20 protein-coding genes are annotated in these 22,487 nt (G+C 62.9%); 8 read left to right on the forward strand and 12 right to left on the reverse strand.

The features are described 5' to 3' along the window. Positions 1–40: 40 nt before the first annotated feature. From trpE to IF103_RS22255, 9 genes are all read right to left on the reverse strand, one after another. Entirely contained in the window at positions 41–1,522 is a 1,482-nt protein-coding gene (trpE, locus tag IF103_RS22215) for an anthranilate synthase component I (RefSeq protein WP_023382659.1), read from the reverse strand. 70 nt (positions 1,523–1,592) lie between these two features. Then, positions 1,593–2,411: a phosphoglycolate phosphatase gene (locus IF103_RS22220; protein WP_104883191.1), complete on the reverse strand. Its 819-nt coding sequence runs from the start codon at positions 2,409–2,411 to the stop codon at positions 1,593–1,595. Further along, entirely contained in the window at positions 2,408–3,082 is a 675-nt protein-coding gene (gene rpe, locus IF103_RS22225; protein WP_023382661.1) for a ribulose-phosphate 3-epimerase, read from the reverse strand. The genes IF103_RS22220 and rpe overlap by 4 nt, the downstream gene beginning before the upstream one ends. 132 nt (positions 3,083–3,214) lie before the next feature. Continuing rightward, entirely contained in the window at positions 3,215–4,042 is an 828-nt protein-coding gene (locus IF103_RS22230) for an ABC transporter permease (RefSeq protein WP_023382662.1), read from the reverse strand. Positions 4,043–4,053: 11 nt separating this feature from the next. Further along, positions 4,054–5,301: an ABC transporter permease gene (locus tag IF103_RS22235; RefSeq protein ID WP_023382663.1), complete on the reverse strand. Its 1,248-nt coding sequence runs from the start codon at positions 5,299–5,301 to the stop codon at positions 4,054–4,056. Positions 5,302–5,439: 138 nt separating this feature from the next. Continuing rightward, on the reverse strand, positions 5,440–6,474 hold the full coding sequence (locus tag IF103_RS22240) for an ABC transporter substrate-binding protein (protein ID WP_023382664.1): 1,035 nt from the start codon (positions 6,472–6,474) through the stop codon (positions 5,440–5,442). Between the two features lie 40 nt (positions 6,475–6,514). After that, complete coding sequence (locus IF103_RS22245; protein WP_023382665.1) at positions 6,515–7,639, reverse strand: ABC transporter ATP-binding protein; 1,125 nt, start codon at positions 7,637–7,639, stop codon at positions 6,515–6,517. A 306-nt stretch (positions 7,640–7,945) separates the two neighbouring features. Next, positions 7,946–8,578: a response regulator gene (locus IF103_RS22250; RefSeq protein ID WP_177325270.1), complete on the reverse strand. Its 633-nt coding sequence runs from the start codon at positions 8,576–8,578 to the stop codon at positions 7,946–7,948. A 7-nt stretch (positions 8,579–8,585) separates the two neighbouring features. Then, positions 8,586–10,973: a PAS domain-containing sensor histidine kinase gene (locus tag IF103_RS22255; RefSeq protein WP_202675671.1), complete on the reverse strand. Its 2,388-nt coding sequence runs from the start codon at positions 10,971–10,973 to the stop codon at positions 8,586–8,588. 95 nt (positions 10,974–11,068) lie between these two features. Here IF103_RS22255 and IF103_RS22260 point away from each other — a divergent pair, with 95 nt between their 5' ends. Beyond that, complete coding sequence (locus IF103_RS22260) at positions 11,069–12,067, forward strand: alpha/beta hydrolase family protein (protein WP_023382668.1); 999 nt, start codon at positions 11,069–11,071, stop codon at positions 12,065–12,067. 63 nt (positions 12,068–12,130) lie between these two features. On the opposite strand, the gene IF103_RS22265 is transcribed toward IF103_RS22260, so the two are convergent. Genes IF103_RS22265 through IF103_RS22275 form a run of 3 tightly spaced genes read right to left on the reverse strand, consistent with a single transcriptional unit; the run spans position 12,131 to position 14,572 of the window. Beyond that, positions 12,131–12,895 carry a TerB family tellurite resistance protein gene (locus IF103_RS22265; RefSeq protein ID WP_023382669.1) on the reverse strand — a complete coding sequence of 255 codons (765 nt, stop codon included), beginning with the start codon at positions 12,893–12,895 and terminating at the stop codon, positions 12,131–12,133. A 1-nt stretch (position 12,896) separates the two neighbouring features. After that, the gene (gene murU / locus IF103_RS22270; RefSeq protein ID WP_027907301.1) at positions 12,897–13,568 is read right to left on the reverse strand and encodes an N-acetylmuramate alpha-1-phosphate uridylyltransferase MurU; all 672 of its coding nucleotides are present in this window, start codon (positions 13,566–13,568) and stop codon (positions 12,897–12,899) included. Beyond that, positions 13,565–14,572, reverse strand: a complete 1,008-nt coding sequence (locus tag IF103_RS22275; protein ID WP_023382671.1) for an aminoglycoside phosphotransferase family protein — start codon at positions 14,570–14,572, stop codon at positions 13,565–13,567. Before IF103_RS22275 ends, murU begins: the two co-directional genes overlap by 4 nt. A gap of 130 nt (positions 14,573–14,702) precedes the next feature. Between IF103_RS22275 and IF103_RS22280 the strand changes: the two genes are divergently transcribed. From IF103_RS22280 to glpE, 7 genes are all read left to right on the forward strand, one after another. Then, on the forward strand, positions 14,703–17,507 hold the full coding sequence (locus IF103_RS22280; protein WP_023382672.1) for an LPS-assembly protein LptD: 2,805 nt from the start codon (positions 14,703–14,705) through the stop codon (positions 17,505–17,507). Then, complete coding sequence (gene surA / locus IF103_RS22285) at positions 17,488–18,807, forward strand: peptidylprolyl isomerase SurA (protein ID WP_023382673.1); 1,320 nt, start codon at positions 17,488–17,490, stop codon at positions 18,805–18,807. The genes IF103_RS22280 and surA overlap by 20 nt, the downstream gene beginning before the upstream one ends. After that, positions 18,804–19,793: a 4-hydroxythreonine-4-phosphate dehydrogenase PdxA gene (gene pdxA / locus IF103_RS22290; protein WP_202675672.1), complete on the forward strand. Its 990-nt coding sequence runs from the start codon at positions 18,804–18,806 to the stop codon at positions 19,791–19,793. The genes surA and pdxA overlap by 4 nt, the downstream gene beginning before the upstream one ends. Further along, entirely contained in the window at positions 19,790–20,590 is an 801-nt protein-coding gene (gene rsmA, locus IF103_RS22295; protein WP_202675673.1) for a 16S rRNA (adenine(1518)-N(6)/adenine(1519)-N(6))-dimethyltransferase RsmA, read from the forward strand. The genes pdxA and rsmA overlap by 4 nt, the downstream gene beginning before the upstream one ends. A 145-nt stretch (positions 20,591–20,735) precedes the next feature. Continuing rightward, positions 20,736–21,116: a Co2+/Mg2+ efflux facilitator ApaG/CorD gene (gene apaG, locus IF103_RS22300; protein ID WP_023382676.1), complete on the forward strand. Its 381-nt coding sequence runs from the start codon at positions 20,736–20,738 to the stop codon at positions 21,114–21,116. Next, entirely contained in the window at positions 21,116–21,982 is an 867-nt protein-coding gene (locus IF103_RS22305; RefSeq protein ID WP_027907303.1) for a symmetrical bis(5'-nucleosyl)-tetraphosphatase, read from the forward strand. The genes apaG and IF103_RS22305 overlap by 1 nt, the downstream gene beginning before the upstream one ends. A gap of 14 nt (positions 21,983–21,996) precedes the next feature. After that, entirely contained in the window at positions 21,997–22,329 is a 333-nt protein-coding gene (glpE, locus tag IF103_RS22310) for a thiosulfate sulfurtransferase GlpE (protein ID WP_023382678.1), read from the forward strand. Positions 22,330–22,487: the final 158 nt, after the last annotated feature.

Genomic DNA, 22,487 nt, shown 5'->3' on the forward strand with positions numbered 1-22,487 from the left:
ACTGCGAAAGGGCTGCAAAGCAGCCCCAGATGCCGACGAACTACTTGGCAGAGGTCTGCTCAGCCAGCGCCACTGCCCGGAACATCGCCCGGCGCTTGTTGATGGTTTCTTCCCACTCCAGTGCCGGTACCGAGTCGGCAACGATGCCCCCGCCAGCCTGCACATGCAACTCGCCGTCCTTTATCACCGCCGTGCGAATGGCGATGGCTGTGTCCATATTGCCGTTCCAGGCAAAGTAGCCCACCGCCCCTCCGTACACACCCCGCTTGACCGGCTCGAGTTCGTCGATGATCTCCATCGCACGAATTTTCGGCGCCCCCGACAAGGTGCCCGCCGGCAGGATCGCCCGCAGCGCATCCATGGCGGTCAGGCCTTGGCGCAGTTGACCAGTGACATTGGACACGATGTGCATCACGTTCGAGTAGCGTTCGATCACCATCTTCTCGGTCAGGCGAACGCTACCGGTCGAGGACACGCGCCCCACATCGTTGCGACCCAGGTCGATCAGCATCAGGTGCTCGGCGATCTCTTTCTCGTCCGACAGCAGGTCGTCTTCCAGCGCCCGGTCGGCTTCTTCGGTAGCGCCGCGCGGGCGAGTGCCGGCAATCGGGCGCACGGTGACCAGGTTGTCTTCTACCCGCACCAGCACTTCGGGCGAGCTGCCAACGACATGGAAGTCACCAAAGTTGAAGAAGTACATGTAGGGCGTCGGGTTGAAGCAACGCAGCGCACGGTAAAGGTCGATCGGCGCGGCCTTGAAGTCGATGGACATCCGCTGCGACGGCACCACCTGCATGCAGTCGCCCGCCAGGATGTATTCCTTGATCCGCCCAACCGCGTTCTCGTAGTCATCACGGGTATAGCTGGAGCGGAATTCCGGCTCGGCTGCCAGCGGGCCGCTCAAGTCCAGGCCACGGCGTGGCGTGATCGGTTGACGCAGGGTTTCCAGCAAACCCTGCAGGCGCGCCTGGCCCTGCTCGAAAGCCTGCTCCTCGGTCGGGTCGACCAGCACGATCGCATGCATCTTGCCCGCCAGGTTGTCGAACACCACCACGGCGTCGGACACCATCAGCAGAATGTCCGGCACGCCCAGCGGATCTGGGTTTGGGCAAGCGCCCAGACGCTTCTCGACATAGCGCACGCAGTCATAGCCGAAGTAACCGACCAGGCCGCCATTGAAGCGCGGCAGGCCAGGGATGTCGGCGACTTTGTAGCGGTCCTTGAAGGTTTCGACGAACGCCAGCGGGTCTTCCACATCGTGGTTTTCCACTTCGACGCCGTCTTGCAGGATGCTCACATGGTAGCCATGTACACGCATCACGGTGCGCGACGGCAGACCGATCATCGAGTAACGGCCCCACTTCTCGCCGCCCTGCACCGATTCGAGCAGGTAGGAATTGGGTTGGTCAGCCAGTTTCAGGTAGATCGACAGCGGCGTATCGAAGTCGGCCAGGGTTTCACAGGCCAAGGGGATGCGGTTGTAGCCGGCAGCGGCCAAGCGCAGGAATTCTTCGCGGGTCATGGGTAGCCTCGTGGCAAGCAGCAATGGGTTCGGGCAAGCGGACGGACCGGCAGGCGCCGGTGGGCAGAAGTCAGGCGCGCCAGCGCCAACGGGCCAGGGCCTTGATGACTTTCATCCAGAATTTGCCAGTAACCGCCACGGTGGACTCTCTGTCTTGTGAGGCTTGAAGGTCCGCCAACGTTATCCCAGTGGCCGGGTCTACGCAACCAGGCAGCAGGGCGCGCAGGTCGTCGACCACCAGATTGGGTGATTCGTCGTGAATCGGCCGACCGTGGTTGTAGCCATAGGTCAGGCCGACACACTTCACCCCTGCCGCCTTGGCCGCCAACACATCGCTGCGCGAGTCGCCGACGAACAATGACTGCTCGGGGGCAACGCCGGCCATTTTCATGACGAACAACAGCGCGGCTGGGTCTGGCTTCTTCTGGGGCAAGGTGTCGCCGCCGATGATCCAGCGGAAATATCGACCGATTTTCATCTGGTCCAGCAGAGGGCCGACGAAACGCTCGGGCTTGTTGGTGATCAACGCCATCTCCACGCCCTGCTTGCGCAGCCAGCGCAGGGTGTCCTTCACACCGGGGTAGATTTCCGTCAGCTCATGGCTTTGGGCATAGGCGTCCATGAACAGCGCCAGCCCTTGCTCGGCCAGTGCCTCATCCACACCCTCATGCTCGATATCGCCGGCCAGCGCACGGCGCACCAGGACCTGGGCACCATTGCCCACCCATTGGCGCACCGCATCGAGGCCAGCCGGCGGTCGCCCGAGTTCGAGCAGCATACGATCCACAGCGGCGGCCAGGTCGGGGACGGAGTCGATCAAGGTACCGTCCAGATCGAACATCACCAGCCTGGGCAGCGCCCCTGGGAACAGCTGCTCGAAGCCGCTCATGGGCGTGCCTGGGCCAGTTCGGCGCGCATCGTGGCGATGACTTGCTCATAGTCCGGGGCGTTGAAGATCGCCGAGCCGGCAACGAAGGTATCGGCACCAGCAGCGGCGATTTCACGGATGTTGTTGACGTTGACGCCACCGTCGATTTCCAGACGGATATCACGCCCACTGGCGTCGATCAGGGCACGGGCCTCGCGCAGTTTGTCGAGGGTGCCTGGGATGAACTTCTGCCCGCCGAAGCCTGGGTTGACGCTCATCAGCAGGACCATGTCGATCTTGTCCATCACGTACTTCAGGGCGTCCAGGCTGGTGGCCGGGTTGAACACCAGTCCAGCCTTGCAGCCGCCGTCCTTGATCAGTTGCAGCGAACGGTCGATGTGCTGGGAAGCTTCCGGGTGGAAGGTGATGTAGGTAGCGCCGGCCTCGATGAAATCGCCGATGATGCGGTCGACCGGGCTGACCATCAGGTGCACGTCGATCGGCGCGGTCACACCGTACTTGCGCAGCGCGCTGCAGACCATCGGGCCGATGGTCAGGTTGGGGACGTAGTGGTTGTCCATGACATCGAAGTGAACGATGTCGGCCCCAGCGGCCAATACCTTGTCGACGTCCTCGCCCAGACGGGCGAAATCGGCGGAAAGAATGGAGGGGGCAATAGCGTAGGGCTGCATGGCGCACCTGTTGGCAGAATCACGGTGGTGCGCATTGTAACTCAGGGAAACGGATCGGGGCTGATTAGCATCAACCTGTACCGACCTCTTAACAACTAACGCCGCGAAGAGGTCGGTACCGCCACCCCATGATCAGGCGGGTTGTTGAGTTCTGAGCTTCTCGCTACGCCCACGCAACCACTCCAGGGTCAGCAACAACACTACCGAGAAGGCAATCAGCAAGGTCGCCGCCGCGGCAATGGTCGGGCTCAGGTTCTCGCGGATCCCGCTGAACATCTGCCGCGGCAGGGTCGCCTGCTCGGGGCCCGCCAGGAACAGCGTCACCACCACCTCATCGAACGAGGTGGCGAACGCGAACAGCGCCCCCGAGATCACGCCCGGCGCAATCAGTGGCAGCGTCACACGACGGAACGTCAGCAGCGGCGAGGCGCCAAGGCTGGCTGCCGCCCGGACCAGGTTGTAATTGAAGCCCTGCAGGGTGGCCGATACCGTGATGATCACGAACGGCACACCCAGCACCGCATGCACCAGGATCAACGACACGAAGCTGTTGCCCATCCCCAGCGGTGCGAAGAACAGGTAACTGGCCACACCGATGATCACCACCGGCACCACCATCGGCGAAATCACCAGTGCCATCACCAGCGACTTGCCGGGGAAGTCGCCACGCGTCAGGCCGATGGATGCCAAGGTGCCGAACACCATGGCCAGCACGGTAGCCGCCGGGGCGACGATGATGCTGTTCTTCAGCGCGCGCATCCATTCGGCCGAGGCGAAGAAGTCGTGATACCACTGCAGCGAGAAGCCTTGCAGCGGGTAGACCAGGAAACTGCCGCTGTTGAACGACAACGGCACGATCACCAGCACCGGCAATACCAAAAACAGCAGGATCAGGCCGCAAAGAATGCGCAGGCTGTAGAACCAGACCCGCTCCACGGGCGACATGTAAGGGCTCAGCATGACAAGGCTCCTCAGCTCAGGCGCAGACGGCTGGCGCCGACCAGCCAGCTATAGATCAGGTACAACAGCACGGTCGCTAGCAGCAACAGCCCGCCCAGTGCGGTGGCCATGCCCCAGTTGATGCTGGTGTTGGTATAGAAGGCCACGAAGTAGCTGACCATCTGGTCGTTCGGGCTGCCCAGCAGCGCCGGGGTGATGTAGTAGCCGATCGCCAGGATGAACACCAACAGGCAGCCGGCGCCCACACCCGCGTAGGTCTGCGGGAAGTACACACGCCAGAAGCTGGCGAACGGGTGACAACCCAGCGAGATCGCCGCGCGCATGTAGCTCGGCGAAATGCCCTTCATCACGCTGTACAACGGCAGGATCATGAACGGCAGCAGGATGTGAACCATCGAGATGTATACACCGGTACGGTTGAACACCAGCTCCAACGGCTCATCGATGATGCCCATCGCCATCAACGCGCTGTTGATCAGGCCGCCCGATTGCAGCAGTACGATCCACGCCGCTACCCGCACCAGGATCGAGGTCCAGAACGGCAGCAGCACCAGGATCATCAGCAGGTTGCTTTGCCGGGTCGGCAGGTTGGCCAGCAGGTAGGCCAGCGGGTAGGCCAGCACCAGGCAGATGGCGGTGATCACCACACCCATCCACAGGGTGCGGGCGAAAATATCCAGGTAGATGGCTTGATCGGGGGTGGCCTTGGCCAGTTCACCGAGGTCATCGATACGGTGATCGAGCGAAGCCAGCAGGTAGAACGAGGTGACCGAACTGGTGTTGCGACGGATCGCCTGCCAGTAGGCCGGGTCGCCCCAACGCTCGTCGAGGGCCTGCAAGGCATCTTTATAGGAAGCAGGCTCGGCCTTGAACGGCAGTGCCCGTGCAGTCTTGGCCAACAGGCTGCGGTAGCCGGCCAGCTCCATGTTCAGGCGCTTGGAGAGGTCGCCCAATGTCTGGTTCTTGCGCGATTCGGCCAGGTCCTGACTCAGCGCCTTATAGACGTCCTCGCCAGGCAGACTCTTGCCGTCCCACTGGCTGATCACCTCGACCGTACGCGGCAGGCCGCCCACCACTTCCGGGTTGCCGACGCTCTTGTACAGCAGCGCCGCAATCGGCACCAGAAACACCAGCAGGAGAAACAGCGCCAGCGGCGCGATCAACGCCTGCGCCTTCCAGCGGTTGACCCGCTCGGCGTGCTTGAGGCGCTGCTTGAGACTTGGACCTGCGCCTTCGTTTAGGGGCACTGCAATGGCCATGGCGAACTCCGCGAAACAGAAAAACGGGGGGCGCTGTCGCCGCCGGGTAACGGCGACAGGTTGAGGCTGTGGTGCAGCCCATCGCCGGCAAGCCGGCTCCTACGGACCTGTAGGAGCCGCGCAGCGGCTCCAAGTCGATTACTTCTTCGCCGCCCAGGCGTTGAAGCGTTGCTCCAGCTGCTCGCTGTTGTCAGCCCAGAAGGCCACGTCGATCTGCACCTGGTTGGCGATGTTTTCAGGTGTGGTCGGCATGTCTTTCTTCACCGCATCGGCCAGCAGCGGTACCGCCTTGGAGTTGGCAGGGCCGTAGGCGATGTTCTCGGAGTAGGTTTTCTGCTGCTCGGGCTGGACGCTGAAGGCGATGAATTTCTTCGCTTCTTCGACGTTCTTGGCGCCCTTCGGAATGGCCCAGGCGTCGAAGTCGTAGATACCGCCGTTCCACACCACCTTCAGGTTGCTTTCCTTCTGCACCGCGGCGATACGGCCGTTGTAGGCCGAGCTCATGACCACGTCACCCGAAGCCAGGTACTGCGGCGGCTGGGCGCCGGCTTCCCACCACTGGATGCTTGGCTTGAGCTGGTCGAGTTTCTTGAAGGCACGGTCCACGCCCTCTTTGGTACCGAGCACCTGATAGACGTCCTTCGGCGCAACACCGTCGGCCATCAGGGCGAACTCGAGGGTGTACTTGGCGCCCTTGCGCAGGCCGCGCTTGCCTGGGAATTTCTTGGTGTCCCAGAAATCAGCCCAGCTGGTCGGCGCGGTCTTGAGTTTGTCGGCGTTGTAGGCCAGTACCGTGGACCACACGAAGAAACCGACACCGCAAGGCTGGATGGCACCCTTGACGTAGTCGCTTTCGTTGCCGAACAGCGCAGGGTCGAGCTCCTCGAACATCCCCTCGTCGCAGCCACGGGCCAGCTCTGGCGACTCCACCTCCACCAGGTTCCAGGACACGCTGTTGGTGTCGACCATGGCTTTGACCTTGGCCATTTCACCGTTGTACTCACCCGCAACGATCTTGCCGTTGCCAGCCTTTTCCCACGGCTCGTAGAACGCTTTGACCTGGGCCGCCTTGTTGGCACCACCGAACGACACCACGGTCAGGTCCGCCGCCATGGCCTGGCCGGCGGCGAACAGCCCCAGGGCCAGGGCGGTCAGTTTCAACTGCTTGCGCATTCTTATTCTCTCCACAGTACAGGGTTGGTGAAACACTCCATCAATGGGCTTCGGCAATCGGATCGAGCGCGCGGGCGTGCTCCACCTCCCAGCCCAGCGGTACCACATCGCCCACGGCCAGCGCCGGGTCGAGTTCGGCAATCGGCTGTTTGACGAAAAAGTCAGCCTTGCCGCAAACCTCAAGGCGCACACGCACGTGGTCGCCCAGATAGATGAATTCGGCCACCCGGCCAGAGAAGCGGTTGACACAGCGTTCGCTGTGGCCGTTCAGGCGCACGCGTTCAGGACGGATAGACAGCGTGACCGGCTCGCCGGCCTGGCCGACATTCACCGCCAGCGCCTCGACCCGCTCGCCACGCCCGAGCTGCACCTGGCAACGCTTGCCATCGCTGCCCAGTAACGTGCCGTTGATGCGGTTGTTTTCGCCGATGAAGTTGGCGACGAAGGTATTGCAGGGTTCTTCATACAGGGTGCGAGGGTCGGCGATCTGCTGGATCTCGCCCTGATGGAACACCGCTACCCGGTCAGACATGGTCAGCGCCTCGCCCTGATCGTGAGTCACGTAGACCACGGTCACACCCAGCCGCTGGTGGATGTGCTTGATTTCCATCTGCATGTGTTCGCGCAGCTGTTTGTCCAGCGCCCCGAGCGGTTCGTCCATCAATACCAACTGCGGTTCGAACACCAGTGCCCGGGCCAATGCCACGCGCTGCTGCTGGCCGCCGGACAACTGCCCGGGGTAGCGCTTGGCGAAGGCATCGAGCTGGACCATGTTCAGCACGCGCTTGACCCGCTCGCTGATGTCAGTCTTGCTCAGGTTGCGCACGGTCAGGGGGAAGGCCAGGTTCTCGGCCACGGTCATGTGCGGGAACAGCGCGTAGTTCTGGAACACCATGCCAATGTCGCGCTTGTGTGGCGGCACGTTGTTGATCGAGCGACCGGCCAGCTGGATCTCGCCTGCGGTAGGGGTTTCGAAGCCGGCCAGCATCATCAGGCTGGTGGTCTTGCCCGAACCGGAAGGGCCCAGCAGGGTCAGGAACTCACCCTTGCGGATGTCCAGGTTGAGGTCTTTGACGATCAGCGACTCGCCGTCGTAGCTCTTTTGCACACCACGGAAGCTGACCAGCGTCTCGCTGGTGGCCGCGTTCGAATTCGCCTCGCTCATGCCTGCACCTTCTTGTTGGATGACTGCGTGGATACAGACTAGACAAGGTGCAAGCCCCCGAAAATCGGGGGCACTGAGAGAATGCCATCATCCGGATGGAAGACTTCTTGTAGGGATTGCCCTACAAAGATGGCGGGATTGAGATAGCCCGAAGGCCAAATGCCACCGCTGTGTGGCAGCGAGTCCACCCGCGAAGACGCCAGCCCAAGCGCTACAACACGGCAGGCCAGGCGCTTTTCGCCGGTAAAACCGCTCCTGCAGCGTGCACAGCCGTACCTCGGATCGTTGCTGTCGCAACCAGAACAGTCACAACAGCTTGTGCTCCATGGCGTACTTCACCAGCTCTGCCAGCGAGTTGACCTTGAGCTTCTGCATCAGCCGCGCTTTATGGGTACTGATGGTCTTGCTCGAAAGCGCCAGCTGCTGCGCGATGTCATTGACGTTGGCCCCCTGAGCCAGGCGCTCGAACACGGAAAACTCACGCTCGGAGAGCAACGTGTGCAACGGCCGAGTCTCGGTCAGGCCAACCTCGAACACCATGCGGTCGGCCAGGGCCGGGTCGATGTAGCGCCCACCTCCAGCCACCCGGCGTATGGCAGTCAGCAGCAAGGCCGGGTCACTGTCCTTGGTGGCATAGCCCGCCGCACCGGCCTTGAGCGCGCGCGCCGCCATCTGGGCTTCGTCGTGCATCGACAGCATGAGAATCGCTGGGGCGTCGTTGAGCGCGCGTATCCGCGGGATGGCTTCCAGGCCATTCACACCGGGCATGGAGATATCCAGCAAGACCACCTCGCAGGGGGTATGGCGCAGGGTTTCCAGCAATTGCTCGCCGTTACTGGCCTCCCCCGCCACCTGCATGTCCTTGGCCAGGCCAATGAGCTGCTTGATGCCTTCACGGACAATGGTGTGGTCTTCGGCCACCAACACTCGAATCACGATCGTTCTCCTACTCCAACGGAATGGCCACGCTCAGGCTGGTGCCCTCGCCCGGTTCACTGTCCAGGGTCATGCTGCCACCGAGCATCAGCACCCGCTCGCGCACACCCACCAGACCGAACGAGGTCGGTCGGGCCTGGTCGCGACAAAAGCCCACGCCATCGTCACTGACCGTCATGCGCAACTGCCCTGCTTCGCGCACCAGTTCGATTTCCACGCTGTGCGCCTGGGCATGACGCATGACGTTGGTCAGGGCTTCCTGGAGGATGCGGAACAGCCCGGTGGCTTTGGCATCGCTCAATGCTGGCAGATTATCCGGCACTTGCACCAGGCAAGGTATCTGCGTGCGCGCTTCGAAGCGACGGGCCTGCCACTCGATGGCCGAGGCGATACCGGCATCGAGAATGGGCGGCCGCAAGGCAGTGGCGACATCACGCACCAACTGGAACAACTGGGCAATCAGGCGCTTCATGCTGGCAAGGCGCTCGTTCAGGCCGGGGTCCAGTTCGGCATAGGCCAGTTCGCACATCGACAACTCCAGCTTGAGCACGGTGAGCATCTGCCCCAGTTCGTCGTGCACTTCCCGGGCGATACGCGCCTTTTCTTCCTCACGCACGCTCTCCAGGTGCGCCGACAACTCACGCAGTTGCTCCTGGGACCGCGCCAGGGCCAGTTGGGCCTGCTTGCTCTGGGAAATGTCCCAGACGATGCCGTCCCAGACCACCCGACCACTGGCCAGGCGCCGGGCACTGGCCTTGATGTCAGCCCAACGCTCTTCGCCCTCACGGGTCAGGATGCGCCCTTGCCAGGACCAGTCCTGCCCTGAGGCGATGGCCAGGTCCTGCACCTGATGATAATTCGCCCGGTCTTCTGGATGGACCAGGTTACGCAAGCCCATTTGCGGATGCTGGATCTGCGCGGGCGTATAACCCACCAGCGCCTCGCTGCCCTCGCTGATGTAGGGAAACTCCAGGTCGCCCTCGGCAGGGTCCGGTTCCAGTCGGAACACCAGCCCTGGGACGTTGCCCGCGATACCCTTGAGCCGCGCATCGCTTTCACGCAGCGCCGCCAAGGCGCGATGGCGTTCGGTGACGTCAGCCAGGTACACGACCAAGTACTCGGCATCGCGAAAGCGCAGGAAACTCAGCGACAACTCGACCGGAATCAGGCTGCCGTCGGCATGCAGGCAACGCGTCTCGAACTGCCTGACGCCGCCATCGCCAGCACGCGCCGCCCGCCACAAGTCCAGCCAGCGGTCCATGTTCAGGCTCGGCTCGAAGTCGATCAGCGGACGGTCCAACAACTGTGCCTCGCCATACCCGAGCATGCGCTCGACAGCATGGTTGGCATAGCGGATGTGACTGTCCCAGTTAACCCACAGGATCCCCACCGTGCTTTGGTCGATGGCGAATTGGCTCAGGCGCAGGGCTTCTTCGCGGGTCTGGCGTTGCGCCAGGGTTTCGCGGGTGGCCAGGAGGCTGCGCTCGACCTGGCGCTGCTGGCGACGCTGCCAGGCCAAGGTAGCCAGGGCACACAGCAGCAACAGGCCCAACAGTAATGTCAGGTTCTGCCAGAAGCCGGCCGACTCGCTGAAGCGGGGATACTTGGGCTGCAGCCAGCGCTGGTGCAACTGCTCCAGCTCCTTGGCCGGCATGGCCTGCACGCCGCGTTCGAGCACATCGGCCAGCAGTGGCCAGTCGCGGCGCGAACCGATGCGCAGCAGTTGCGGAAGACCGATATCGCCGACCACCGCCAGCTCGCCGAACTCAGTTTCGCGAGACAGCCGACTGAGCTGGGCTTCATCCACCACTGCATAGCTGGCCTGGCCGCCGACCACCAATTGCAGCGCCTCGCGCTCGTTGGGCACCCCTTGCAGGTTAAGGTTGGTGTAGTTGCCACGCAGATAATCAGCCAGTGCGCTCGGCATGCGTACCGCTACACGCTCATGAGCCCCGAGCTTCTCCAGCTCGACAGCCACTGCGCCGGTACGTGTCCCTACCACCAGTTGCGGCACACGCATGTAGGGGTCGCTGAACAGCCACAAGCGCAGGCTTGCCGGCGTCTGGGTCAGGCCGGGGGCGAAATCCACCTCGCCGGCCTGCAGGGCATGCTCGAGACTGGACTGGTCGGGGAAGTTGCGCCAGGTCAGATCCAGGCGCAGCGCTTGCGCCAACCCGTTCACCAGTTCGACGTTGGCCCCATACAGTTGCTGCAGGCGCCGGTCGAACTGGGCATAGGGCGCCTGCAGCACAATGCCGACCCGCAGACTGCGATGGGCCTCGAGCCATTGCTGCTGGGCCGGTTCCAGTGCCACCGGCGCAGGCGCCTGTGACCCAGCAAAGGCGATCAAGGGCAGCCATAACCAGCCGATAACCAACAGGCGACGCACTCGCTTCATCTACACGCTCGTCTTGGCAAGGGCGGCCATGCAGCATGGCCGTCGCGGGCAAATACTATTAGGCTGCCGGGATCATTCTGGCCTTGGGTTGATTCATGTCCACACTTTATCGCACGACGCTGGCAATGTGCTGCCTGGCCTCGCTTCTACCGTTCGGCGCCATGGCAGCCGACGCCGAACAACCGCAGGCCGCAACCGAAACGCCGGCCACCGCCGCCTCGCGCGCCCCCTTGCTCGAACGCAGCCAGGAAGATGCCCTGGCCCTGGAGCGCCTGGTGCCCAAAGCCGAACAACGCACCTTGCAAGCGGGTGCGGACAGTTTTCTGGCCCTTTGGAAACCGGCTAACGACGGTGACCCACAAGGCGCGGTAATCATCGTACCCGGTGCCGGCGAAACGGCCGACTGGCCCAACGCAGTGGGGCCGTTACGGCGCAAGTTCCCGGATGTCGGCTGGCACAGCCTGAGCATTACCCTGCCAGACCTGCTCGCCGACAGCCCGTTGGCACGGGTCGAAGAAAAGCCGGCCACCCCCGCTGAACAAGCCAAGGGCGAAAGCGCACCGGCCAAGGCCACACCAGACGATGCCAATGCCAACGTCGCCCAGGCCACCGCAGCCGACGCCGACACCGCTGAAAGCACCAATGCCGAAGAGGCCGACCAGCAGGCCGATGTGGCTGACGCCGAGCGCATCTTCGCCCGCCTCGACGCTGCGGTGGCTTATGCACAGCAGCAAAATGCCCGCAGTATCGTACTGATCGGCCATGGCAGCGGGGCATATTGGGCGGCGCGCTACCTGAGTGAAAAACAACCACCTCAGGTGCAGAAGCTTGTAATGGTTACGCCGCAGACACCGGCGCGAGTCGAGCACAGCCTGGACAGCCTGGCACCGAGCCTGAAAGTACCGACCGCCGACCTTTATTACGCTACCCGAGCCGGCGACAGTCGGGCCGCCGCACAGCGTCTGCAGGCGAGCAAGCGGCAGAAGGACAGCCAGTACCGGCAGTTGACGCTGACGGCGATTCCGGGCAACCAGGCAGCCGAACAGGAGCAACTGTTCCGGCGGGTGCGCGGGTGGATCAGCCCACAGGAGTGATCAGCCCAGGCCATTCTGCCCTATCGCCGGCAAGCCGGCGCGGGGTCTTTGCAGGATTGGGCGTCAAAGCCCGCGGCGCTTGCGAATCAACGCATAGGCCAGGTGCAGCTCGCGAGTTCGCTCGGTCGCTTCACGCACCTGGGCCGGGCTGGCTCCGCTGCCTGCCAGTTTGTCCGGATGATGCCGGCTTACCAACCGACGGTACGCCTGCTTGACCTGCGCGCCTTCGGTGTCGGCCTCGACCCCCAATAGGCGCAGCGCCGCCGCATACGTCATGGCGCCACCCTGGACACTGGATTTACGCGGCTCGTACTCCAGCGACATCGCCTGTACCTGACGCCGGCTAAGCCCCAGCTTCTGGCCCCAGTCCAACAACAAGTCACGCTCGCGCTGACCGGCCTTGCCATCGGCCCAGACCATTCGCCAGCAGGCGCGCAACGTACCTTCCGCCGCATGCGGCTGCTCGCGAATACGGCGCAGGTGCCCCGCTAGCCGGTCTTTGCCGGACTTACCCCGGTTGAACGCAGCGATGGCGCGCAATCTGGCGGGTTCAGCCAAGTCCAAACGCACCATTTCTTGTCGCGCTTGCTGAATGTGCTGCTCCGCCACCCGGCCATCGCTCTTGGCCAGACGCCCAAGCAGAACGAACAACAACTCCTCATCACGCAAGGCCGGGCGGCCACCCAGGCGCTCGCGCATGTCCTCCCAACCTTGCAAACGCAGGCGCCGGTCCATGGCCTGGCCCAGCAAAGCCCCCAGCAAGGCACCGGGAATGCTGGCCACCGCAAACCCGGCCCCAGCCCCTATCACCGTGCTCGGCCACCACATGTCAGGTGCGCTCGAGGATCAGACGCTCGGCCTCGGCAAGGCGCTCGCGGGTGCCCACATCGACCCAATGGCCAGGGTGATGCTCACCACTGACCTTGCCCTGGCCCATGGCCTGGCGCAACAGCGGGGCAAGCTTGAACGCGCCCGGCTCGCAACCGTCGAACAGTGCCGGTGCCAGTACCGAGATGCCGCTGAAGGTCAGCGTTCCGGGCGCGTCGTCGCCATCGACCACCTGCTCGCCTACCAGGCGGAAGTCGCCGCGCCCGTGATGGCCAGGGTTGTCGACCAGCACCAGATGCGCCAGGCCCTGCAGCGGCGCTCGCAAGCGCGCGAAGTCGTAATCGGTCCACACATCGCCGTTGACCAGCAGGAACGGCGCTTCGCCCAACAGCGGCAAGGCCTTGAAGATACCGCCCCCAGTCTCCAACGGCTCGCCCTCGGGCGAATAACGGATACTCAGGCCAAATTGACGGCCATCACCCAAATGGTTTTCGATTTGCTGGCCGAGCCAGGCGTGATTGATCACCACCTCGGTGAAGCCGGCGGTCGCCAGGGCGCGCAGGTGGTACTCGATCAGAGGCTGGCCGGCGACCGGCAACAGGGGCTTTGGCGTATGCAAGGTCAGCGGACGCATCCGCTCACCCTTGCCAGCCGCCAGGATCATTGCCTTCATGCACGCGCTCCGGCTTTCAGTTCGGCGATCAGCTCACCCAGTTCCGCCAATTCGGGCCGGCGACCAATCACTTCCTCTATATAGGCGAAGAAACGCGGAACGTCGGCCAGGTAGCGTGGTTTCCCGTCACGATGGCAAATCCGCGCGAAGATACCGATCACCTTGAGGTGGCGCTGCACGCCCATCAGGTCGCTGGCGCGCTGGAACGCCTCGAACGAGTCCTGCACCGCAATACCCGCGGCCCGCGCTTTCTCCCAGTAGTCGCGCAGCCAGCCCTCTACCCGGGCCTGCGGCCAGCTGAGGAAGGCATCCTTGAACAGACAGGTGATGTCATAGGTCACCGGACCGTAGACCGCGTCCTGGAAATCCAGCACACCAGGGTTCGGCTCGCTCTGCATCAGGTTGCGTGGCATGAAGTCGCGGTGCACCAGCACCTTTGGCTGGGCCAGGGCACTGTCGATCAGCATCTGGCTGACGCGCTTCCAGGTAGCTTGTTGGGTTTCATTGAAGGCAAGCCCCAGCTCACGCCCCACGTACCACTGCGGGAACAGTTCGACTTCACGGCGCAGCAAGGCATCGTCATAGCTCGGCAGCGGTGCATCCATTGGTAGGCGCTGGAAGGCCAGCAACGCGTCGATGGCGTCGTGGAACAAGCTGTCGGCGTTATCGGCGTCGATGACGTCCAGGTACGTCTGACGGCCCAGATCGCCCAGCAGCAGGAAGCCACGCTCCAGGTCTTCGGCGTGAATCACCGGCACATGGACATTGGCGCTGGCCAGCAAGTGGTCGATGGCAACGAAGGGCCGGCAATTTTCCTGCGGCGGTGGCGCATCCATGATCACGAAGCTCTGGCCCGCGCCCTGCCAGCGGAAGTAGCGGCGGAAGCTGGCGTCGCTGCTGGCGGCGGTCAGGCTGCCCTCAGCGGCGTTGATATGGAAAAGTTGTTCGAGCTGCTCGGCGAGCCAGACAGTCAGTTGTTGCAGGCGTACATCGTGATCAGGCATTACAAGGGTCTCCGACGGCCCTAGCCGTCAAGCGGGTCATGCTTTATTATCCAGCATCTTTTTCAGACCATCGAGAGGCGTGCGGCCCCACACGCGGGCAGATGGCACGCAGGAAGCCCGGACTAATAAGATGGCATTGAAATCCCCCGCGTTTCGTAGAAAGTTTCCGTTGCTGGTGACCGGCGGTCTGCTGGCCCTGCAACCTCTGGCCACGTCGTACGTGGTGGCAGCCGAGCAGTTTGACTGCCAAGTGTCCGCCTCCGGTGGTTGGGACTGCAAGCCCAAAACCCCTGTCAGCAACCTTCCGCCGCGCCCGGTGCACGAAGGTGCTGCCGTCAGTTCCGGTACCGAGGCCGAAGCCGCCGATGCCGGCGACAAGCCTGTGCTGGTCACCGAGAGCAAGGGCCGCGGCCTGAAGTCGCGTAGCGAAGACTACAGTCACCTGGACTGGGTTCCGCGCGAAAAGCTCACCGCAGCCCAGCTGGCCGAAACCGGCCCGTATTGCGGTGGCGCCTATATCGAACCGACCCGTCCTGGCATGGCCGACACCACGCCCAAGGACGAGTCGCCGACCTACATCAACGCCAAGGTCTCCAAGTACCAGCAGGAGCAGCAGATCGCGACGCTCGCCGGTGATGTGGTCATGCGCCAGGGCAGCATGCAGGTCGAAGCCGACGAAGCCAACCTGTATCAGGCCGAGAACCGTGGCGAGCTCAAGGGTAACGTCAAGATTCGCGACAATGGCTCGTTGGTGGTTGGCGACGAAGCCCAGATCCAGCTCGACACCGGCGAGGCCCAGGTCGATAACGCCGAATACGTGATGCACAAGTCGCATATCCGCGGCAACGCCCTGTACGCCAAGCGTGGCGAAAACGCCATCATCCGCCTCAAGGATGGTACGTACACCACGTGCGAACCGGGCAGCAATGCCTGGCAGCTGAAGGGCAACAACATCACCCTGAACCCGGCCACCGGCTTCGGTACCGCGACCAACGTCACCCTGCGGGTCAAGGATTTCCCGGTGTTCTACACACCGTACATCTACTTCCCGATCGACGACCGTCGCCAGTCCGGCTTCCTGCCGCCGTCGTTCAGCTCGACCAGTGACAGCGGCTTCACGCTGGTCACGCCGTACTACTTCAACCTGGCCCCGAACTACGACGCCACGTTGTACCCACGCTACATGACCAAGCGTGGCCTGCTGATGGAAGGTGAGTTCCGCTACCTGACCAAGTCCAGCGAAGGCCAGTTCGGCGGTGCGTACCTGAACGACAAGAACGACGATCGCAAGGACCAGACTGATTACAAGGATCAGCGCTGGATGATCAACTGGCAGCACAAAGGTGGCCTGGACGAGCGCCTGATGACTGAGGTTGATTACACCGACATCAGCGATCCGTTCTACTTCCAGGACCTGGAAACCGACCAGATCGGTGTTGAAAGCCGTGACGTGGTGAACCAGCAGGGGGCACTGACCTACCGTGGCGACACCTACCGCGCGCGCCTGAATGTGCATGCCTACGAGATGGCGACCATCTCCCGGATCACGCCGTATGATCGTCTGCCGCAGATCACCTTCGACGGCAAGTTGCCGTACAACCCGGGTGGCCTGGATTTCACTTACAAGACCGAGGCGGTTCGCTTCGATCGTGATCTGAAAACCGGTCCGGTGTTCAATGAAGATGGCGTGCTCGATACCACTGCTGGCGCAGATGGCCGCAGGCTCGACGAGAACATCTTCGGCCTGGCTCGTGCCAACGGCACCCGTCTGAACCTGGCGCCTGCCGTCAGCTTGCCGATGGAAGCCAGCTATGGCTTCTTCAAGCCGACGCTGAAGTACGTCTACACCCATTACGACCTGGACCTGGACAGCAAGGGCAAGACCGACCTGGCCAACGCCAGCGCCACTACTCGTGACCTGCGCGGCGACTTCTCCAGCAGCCAGGAACGTAGCGTTCCGGTATTCAGTGTCGACAGCGGCCTGTACTTCGACCGCGACACCCAGTACTTCAGCAAGAACTACCGCCAGACCCTCGAACCGCGTCTGTTCTACCTCTACGTGCCGTATGAGGACCAGAAAGACATCCCGGTCTTCGACACCAGCGAAACCTACTTCAACTACAGCTCGCTGTTCCGCGACAACCGCTTCAGCGGTGGCGACCGCATCGGCGACGAGAACAAGCTGTCGTTGGGCGTGACCTCGCGCTGGATCGAAGAAAACGGCTTCGAGCGCCAGCGCGTCAGCGTCGGCCAGGCCCTGTACTTCCAGGACCGCAAGGTGCAGATGCCAGGCATCGACTGGCGTACCCGTTCGGACTCGCAGACCGATGTCTCGCCGTACGCACTTGAGTACATGTTCGCCTTCAACCGCGATTGGCGCCTGAACGCCGACTACAACTGGGACCCGGACACCCACAGCCCTCGCTCGGGTAGCGCGGTGTTCCACTACCAGCCGGAAGACAACCCGAACAAGATCGTCAACCTGGGCTATCGCTACCGCAACGACCTGGTCCGCTATGACCAGCTGACCGGTACCTGGCAGGTCGGCGGTGGCGACTACGGCACTCCGGGCAGCCCGAACTACATCAAGGACTACTACAAGATCGAGCAGCATGACTTCTCCGTCATTTGGCCGATCGTCCCGCAGTGGAGCGTCATCGCTCGCTGGCAGCACGACTACAACCGCAACCGCACCCTGGAAGCCATGGGCGGTTTCGAGTATGACAACTGCTGCTGGAAGCTGCGCCTGATCAACCGTTACTGGATCGACTACGACGACTTCAGCCAGGCCGTTCCGGACAACGAAAAAGGCGACCATGGCATCTTCCTGCAAATCGTGCTGAAAGGCCTCGGTGGCGTGGTAGGCAACAAGGTCGAGTCGTTCCTCGATGAAGGCATTCAAGGTTACCGTACACGTGAAGACCAAGCTTATTGATCGTCTGCGTCCGCTGCTGGTGGGCGCTGCACTGCTGAGCAGCGCGGTTCACGCCGCGGTGCAACCTCTGGACCGTGTGGTGGCCATCGTCGACAACGACGTGGTCATGCAAAGCCAACTGGACCAACGTGTCCACGAAGTCCAACAAACCATCGCCAAGCGCGGCGGCGGCGTGCCGCCGACCGGCGCCCTGGAGCAGCAGGTACTGGAACGCCTGATCGTCGAGAACCTGCAACTGCAGATCGGCGAACGTTCCGGCATCCGCATCACCGATGAAGAACTGAACCAGGCCATCGGCACCATTGCCCAGCGCAACGGCATGTCCCTGGACCAGTTCCGCGCCGCCCTGGCCCACGACGGCCTGTCGTTCGATGACGCCCGCGAGCAGGTCAAGCGCGAGATGATCATCAGCCGTGTGCGCCAGCGCCGTGTGGCCGAGCGCATCCAGGTGTCCGAGCAGGAAGTGAAGAACTTCCTTGCCTCGGACCTGGGCAAGATGCAGATGTCGGAAGAGTATCGCCTGGCCAACATCCTCATCCCGACCCCGGAAGGCGCCAATTCGCAAGACATCCAGAACGCTGCCCGCAAGGTTGGCGACGTGTACCAGCAACTGCGCCAAGGCGCGGACTTCGGCCAGATGGCGATTGCCAACTCAGCCAGCGAAAACGCCCTGGAAGGCGGCGAGATGGGCTGGCGTAAAGCGGGCCAACTGCCGCCGGAATTCGCCAAGCTGCTGAGCACCATGTCCACTGGCGACATCACCCAGCCACTTCGCATTCCCAGCGGCTTCATCATCATCAAGCTCGAAGAGAAGCGCGGTGGTAGCGAGAACGTGCTGCGTGACGAAGTCCACGTGCGCCATATCCTGATCAAGCCGAGCGAAATCCGCAGCGAAGCGGCGACCGAACAACTGGCGGAGCGCCTCTACGAGCGCATCAAGAATGGCGAAGACTTTGGCGAGCTGGCCAAGAGCTTCTCGGAAGATCCGGGTTCGGCGCTCAACGGCGGCGACCTCAACTGGGTCGACCCGAACAGCCTGGTTCCCGAGTTCCGCGAGCAGATGGCCAACGCCCAGCAAGGCGTAGTGACCAAGCCGTTCAAGACCCAGTACGGCTGGCACGTTCTGGAAGTGCTGGGCCGTCGCGCCACCGACAGCACCGAGCAAGCTCGCGAAATGCAGGCGATGAACGTTCTGCGTAACCGCAAGTACGACGAAGAGCTGCAGACCTGGCTGCGCCAGATCCGCGACGAAGCCTACGTTGAAATCAAGCTGCCTGGCGCCGACCAGGCCACCCAGTGAAGCCGCTGCGCTTCGCCGTCACCCCCGGTGAACCAGCAGGCATAGGCCCGGACCTGTGCCTGCTGCTCGCCGCCGACGCCCAGCCCCATCCCCTGATTGCCATCACCAGCCGTGACCTGCTCGCCGAGCGGGCCACGCAGCTGGGGTTGGCGGTCGATCTGCTGCCGGTTGCGCCGGGCCAGTGGCCCGACCAGCCCGCACCTGCCGGCAGCCTGTACGTATGGGATACCCCCCTGGCAGCGCCCGTGGTACCAGGCCAGCTCGACAAGGCCAATGCCGCCTTCGTCCTGCAAACCCTGACGCGCGCTGGCCAAGGCTGCCTCGACGGGTATTTTGCCGGGATGATTACAGCCCCCGTGCACAAGGGTGTGATCAACGAAAGCGGTATCGCCTTTTCCGGCCATACCGAGTTTCTCGCCGAACTGACGCATACCGCCCAAGTGGTGATGATGCTGGCCACTCATGGGCTGCGCGTGGCCCTGGTGACCACGCACCTGCCACTTCGCGATATCGCCGATGCCATCACCGCCGAGCGCGTGGAGCGGGTCACCCGCATTCTCCACGCTGACATGCGCGACAAGTTCGGCATCGCCCAGCCACGCATCCTGGTATGCGGGCTTAACCCCCATGCGGGTGAAGGCGGCCATCTGGGCCGCGAAGAAATCGACATCATCGAACCAACCCTGGCACGCCTGCGCACCGAGGGCATGGACCTGCGCGGCCCGCTGCCAGCCGATACCCTGTTTACCCCCAAATATCTGGAGCACTGCGACGCGGTGCTGGCGATGTACCACGACCAAGGCTTGCCCGTACTCAAGTACAAAGGCTTCGGCGCCGCGGTCAACGTGACGCTGGGCCTGCCGATCATCCGCACCTCGGTCGATCACGGCACCGCCCTGGACCTCGCCGGTACCGGCAAGGTCGACACCGGCAGCCTGCGGGTCGCGCTGGAAACCGCCTACCAGATGGCCGAGAACCGACCATGAACGAGCACTACCAACACCGCGCGCGCAAGCGCTTCGGCCAGAACTTCCTGCACGACGCCGGCATCATCGACCGCATCCTACGCGCCATCAACGCCAAGGCGGGTGAACGCCTGCTGGAAATCGGCCCGGGCCAAGGCGCACTCACCGAGGGCCTTTTGGGCAGCGGCGCACAACTGGATGTGGTCGAACTGGACAAGGACCTGGTGCCGATCCTGCAGCACAAGTTCGCCGGTCGCGATAATTTCCGCCTGCACCAGGGCGATGCCCTGAAGTTCGACTTCAATCAGCTGGGCGTACCGCCCCGCAGCCTTAAGGTAGTCGGCAACCTGCCCTACAACATCTCAACCCCGCTGATCTTCCACTTGCTCAGCCATGCCGGGCTGATTCGCGACATGCACTTCATGCTGCAGAAAGAAGTGGTCGAGCGCATGGCCGCTGGCCCCGGCGGTGGCGATTGGGGCCGTCTGTCGATCATGGTGCAGTACCACTGCCGCGTGGAGCACCTGTTCAATGTCGGCCCGGGCGCGTTCAACCCGCCACCGAAGGTGGATTCGGCCATCGTCCGCCTGGTCCCCCATGAAGTGCTGCCGCACCCGGCCAAGGATGCGCAACTGCTCGAAAGCGTGGTGCGCGAAGCCTTCAACCAGCGCCGCAAGACCCTACGCAACACCCTCAAAGGCCTGCTCGACAGCGCGGCCATCGAAGCTGCGGGTGTGGACGGCAGCCTGCGCCCTGAACAACTGGACCTGGCGGCCTTCGTGCGCCTGGCTGACCAGTTGGCGGATCAGCAAGCCTGATATCGCTTGTACCTCCCCTATCGCCGGCAAGCCGGCGATAGGGGCGGCCCTGACAACACCGATCCCCGAGCCCTTCTACCGCTGGCCCTCCCCCCGCTCAATGGCCTAGACTGCATTATTGCGTCAGTTCTCCCAAGGCCTTTGCATGTCCGATCCCCGCTACAAGATCGACGTCAGCGTCGTGACCCGTTATCTCAAAGACCAATCCGACCCCGAAAACAGTCGCTTTGCCTTCGCCTATACCATCACCGTGCAGAACAACGGCCTGGTCAAAGCCAAGCTGATGTCTCGTCACTGGCTGATCACCAACGGTGACGGCGAGGTAGAGGAGGTTCGCGGCGCAGGCGTGGTTGGTCAGCAACCGACCATCGAACCCGGCCAGAGCCATACCTACAGCAGCGGCGCGGTGATCAGCACCCGTGTCGGCACCATGCAGGGCAGCTACCAGATGTTCGCCGAAGACGGCAAGCGCTTCGACGCCCAGATCGCCCCCTTCCGTCTGGCGGTGCCAGGGGCGCTGCACTGATGGCCACCTACGCTGTCGGTGACCTGCAAGGCTGCCTGCAACCGCTCAAGTGCCTGCTGCAACGGGTGAACTTCAACCCAGACGTCGATCGCCTGTGGCTAGTCGGCGACCTGGTAAACCGTGGGCCGGAATCACTGGAAACCCTGCGTTTTCTCTACTCGATCCGCCACGCGCTGGTCTGCGTGCTGGGCAATCACGACTTGCACCTGCTCGCTGTCTGGCACAACGTCGAGCGCCTGAAGAAAAGCGACACCCTGCGTGAAATCATCGAAGCACCAGACGCCGACCAACTGTTCGACTGGTTGCGTCGGCAAAAGCTGCTGCATTACGACGAGCCACGCGGCATCGCTCTGGTCCACGCAGGCATTCCCCCCCAATGGACACTCGGCAAGGCCCTTGAACTGGCGGGCGAAGTCGAGGAAGTGTTGCGTGACGATGAGCGCCTGAAGCTGTACCTCGATGGCATGTATGGCAACGAACCGAACAAGTGGAGCAAGAGCCTGGCCGGCGTCGAGCGCCTGCGCGTCATCACCAACTACCTGACGCGGATGCGCTTCTGCACCGCCGATGGCAAGCTCGACCTCAAGAGCAAGGAAGGCCTTGGCACGGCGCCAAAGGGCTACAAGCCCTGGTACGCGCACAAGGACCGCCGCTCACGCCACGTGAAGATCATCTTCGGCCACTGGGCAGCCCTGGAAGGACGTGTCGACGAACCCGGCGTGATTGCCCTGGACACCGGTTGCGTGTGGGGCGGCGCCATGACCCTGTACAACCTCGACAGTGGCGAATACCACCGCTGCGACTGCGCCGACGACGGCACCGTACGCCAAGCGGCACAACCCACTAGAATGAACGACCAACCCTGAAGGAAACCGTACCCATGAGCGAATTCAAGCGCATCCCCCCAGAGCAGGCCTTGGAGCTTCGCAAAAAGGAAGGTGCGGTCGTCGTCGACATTCGCGACCCACAAGCCTTTGCCGCAGGCCACATCACCGGCGCCAAGCATCTGGACAACCATTCGGTCGCTGACTTCATCCGCAACGCCGACCTGGACGCCCCGACCCTGGTGGTCTGTTACCACGGCAACTCCAGCCAGAGCGCTGCCGCCTATCTGGTAGGCCAGGGCTTCTCGGACGTCTACAGCGTCGATGGCGGCTTTGAGCTGTGGCGCGCCACCTACCCGGCCGAGACTGCCCAAGGCTCCGCCGAATAATTTTTTCATTTTTGCTGCAGCCCGCGCCCCATGCGGGCTTGCGCCTTTTCTGACGAACGGTCGAAAGCAACTTCTCGGCCCCGCGCCCTTGACCTTGCGTATTACCAACTATCCTTAAGCGCAGGCCATCCAAAAAAGGGGAGAGCCGGTACACCGGC

This window comes from Pseudomonas sp. SK2 (assembly GCF_016772395.1).
Lineage (GTDB): Bacteria > Pseudomonadota > Gammaproteobacteria > Pseudomonadales > Pseudomonadaceae > Aquipseudomonas > Aquipseudomonas taiwanensis.

Bases quoted from the DNA above. Each gene is read 5' to 3' on its own strand.
- trpE (WP_023382659.1), bottom strand. From the start codon at position 1,522: ATGACCCGCGAAGAATTCCTGCGCTTGGCCGCTGCCGGCTACAACCGC.
- IF103_RS22220 (WP_104883191.1), bottom strand. From the start codon at position 2,411: ATGAGCGGCTTCGAGCAGCTGTTCCCAGGGGCGCTGCCCAGGCTGGTG.
- rpe (WP_023382661.1), bottom strand. From the start codon at position 3,082: ATGCAGCCCTACGCTATTGCCCCCTCCATTCTTTCCGCCGATTTCGCC.
- IF103_RS22230 (WP_023382662.1), bottom strand. From the start codon at position 4,042: ATGCTGAGCCCTTACATGTCGCCCGTGGAGCGGGTCTGGTTCTACAGC.
- IF103_RS22235 (WP_023382663.1), bottom strand. From the start codon at position 5,301: ATGGCCATTGCAGTGCCCCTAAACGAAGGCGCAGGTCCAAGTCTCAAG.
- IF103_RS22240 (WP_023382664.1), bottom strand. From the start codon at position 6,474: ATGCGCAAGCAGTTGAAACTGACCGCCCTGGCCCTGGGGCTGTTCGCC.
- IF103_RS22245 (WP_023382665.1), bottom strand. From the start codon at position 7,639: ATGAGCGAGGCGAATTCGAACGCGGCCACCAGCGAGACGCTGGTCAGC.
- IF103_RS22255 (WP_202675671.1), bottom strand. From the start codon at position 10,973: ATGAAGCGAGTGCGTCGCCTGTTGGTTATCGGCTGGTTATGGCTGCCC.
- IF103_RS22260 (WP_023382668.1), top strand. From the start codon at position 11,069: ATGTCCACACTTTATCGCACGACGCTGGCAATGTGCTGCCTGGCCTCG.
- IF103_RS22265 (WP_023382669.1), bottom strand. From the start codon at position 12,895: ATGTGGTGGCCGAGCACGGTGATAGGGGCTGGGGCCGGGTTTGCGGTG.
- murU (WP_027907301.1), bottom strand. From the start codon at position 13,568: ATGAAGGCAATGATCCTGGCGGCTGGCAAGGGTGAGCGGATGCGTCCG.
- IF103_RS22275 (WP_023382671.1), bottom strand. From the start codon at position 14,572: ATGCCTGATCACGATGTACGCCTGCAACAACTGACTGTCTGGCTCGCC.
- IF103_RS22280 (WP_023382672.1), top strand. From the start codon at position 14,703: ATGGCATTGAAATCCCCCGCGTTTCGTAGAAAGTTTCCGTTGCTGGTG.
- rsmA (WP_202675673.1), top strand. From the start codon at position 19,790: ATGAACGAGCACTACCAACACCGCGCGCGCAAGCGCTTCGGCCAGAAC.
- apaG (WP_023382676.1), top strand. From the start codon at position 20,736: ATGTCCGATCCCCGCTACAAGATCGACGTCAGCGTCGTGACCCGTTAT.
- IF103_RS22305 (WP_027907303.1), top strand. From the start codon at position 21,116: ATGGCCACCTACGCTGTCGGTGACCTGCAAGGCTGCCTGCAACCGCTC.
- glpE (WP_023382678.1), top strand. From the start codon at position 21,997: ATGAGCGAATTCAAGCGCATCCCCCCAGAGCAGGCCTTGGAGCTTCGC.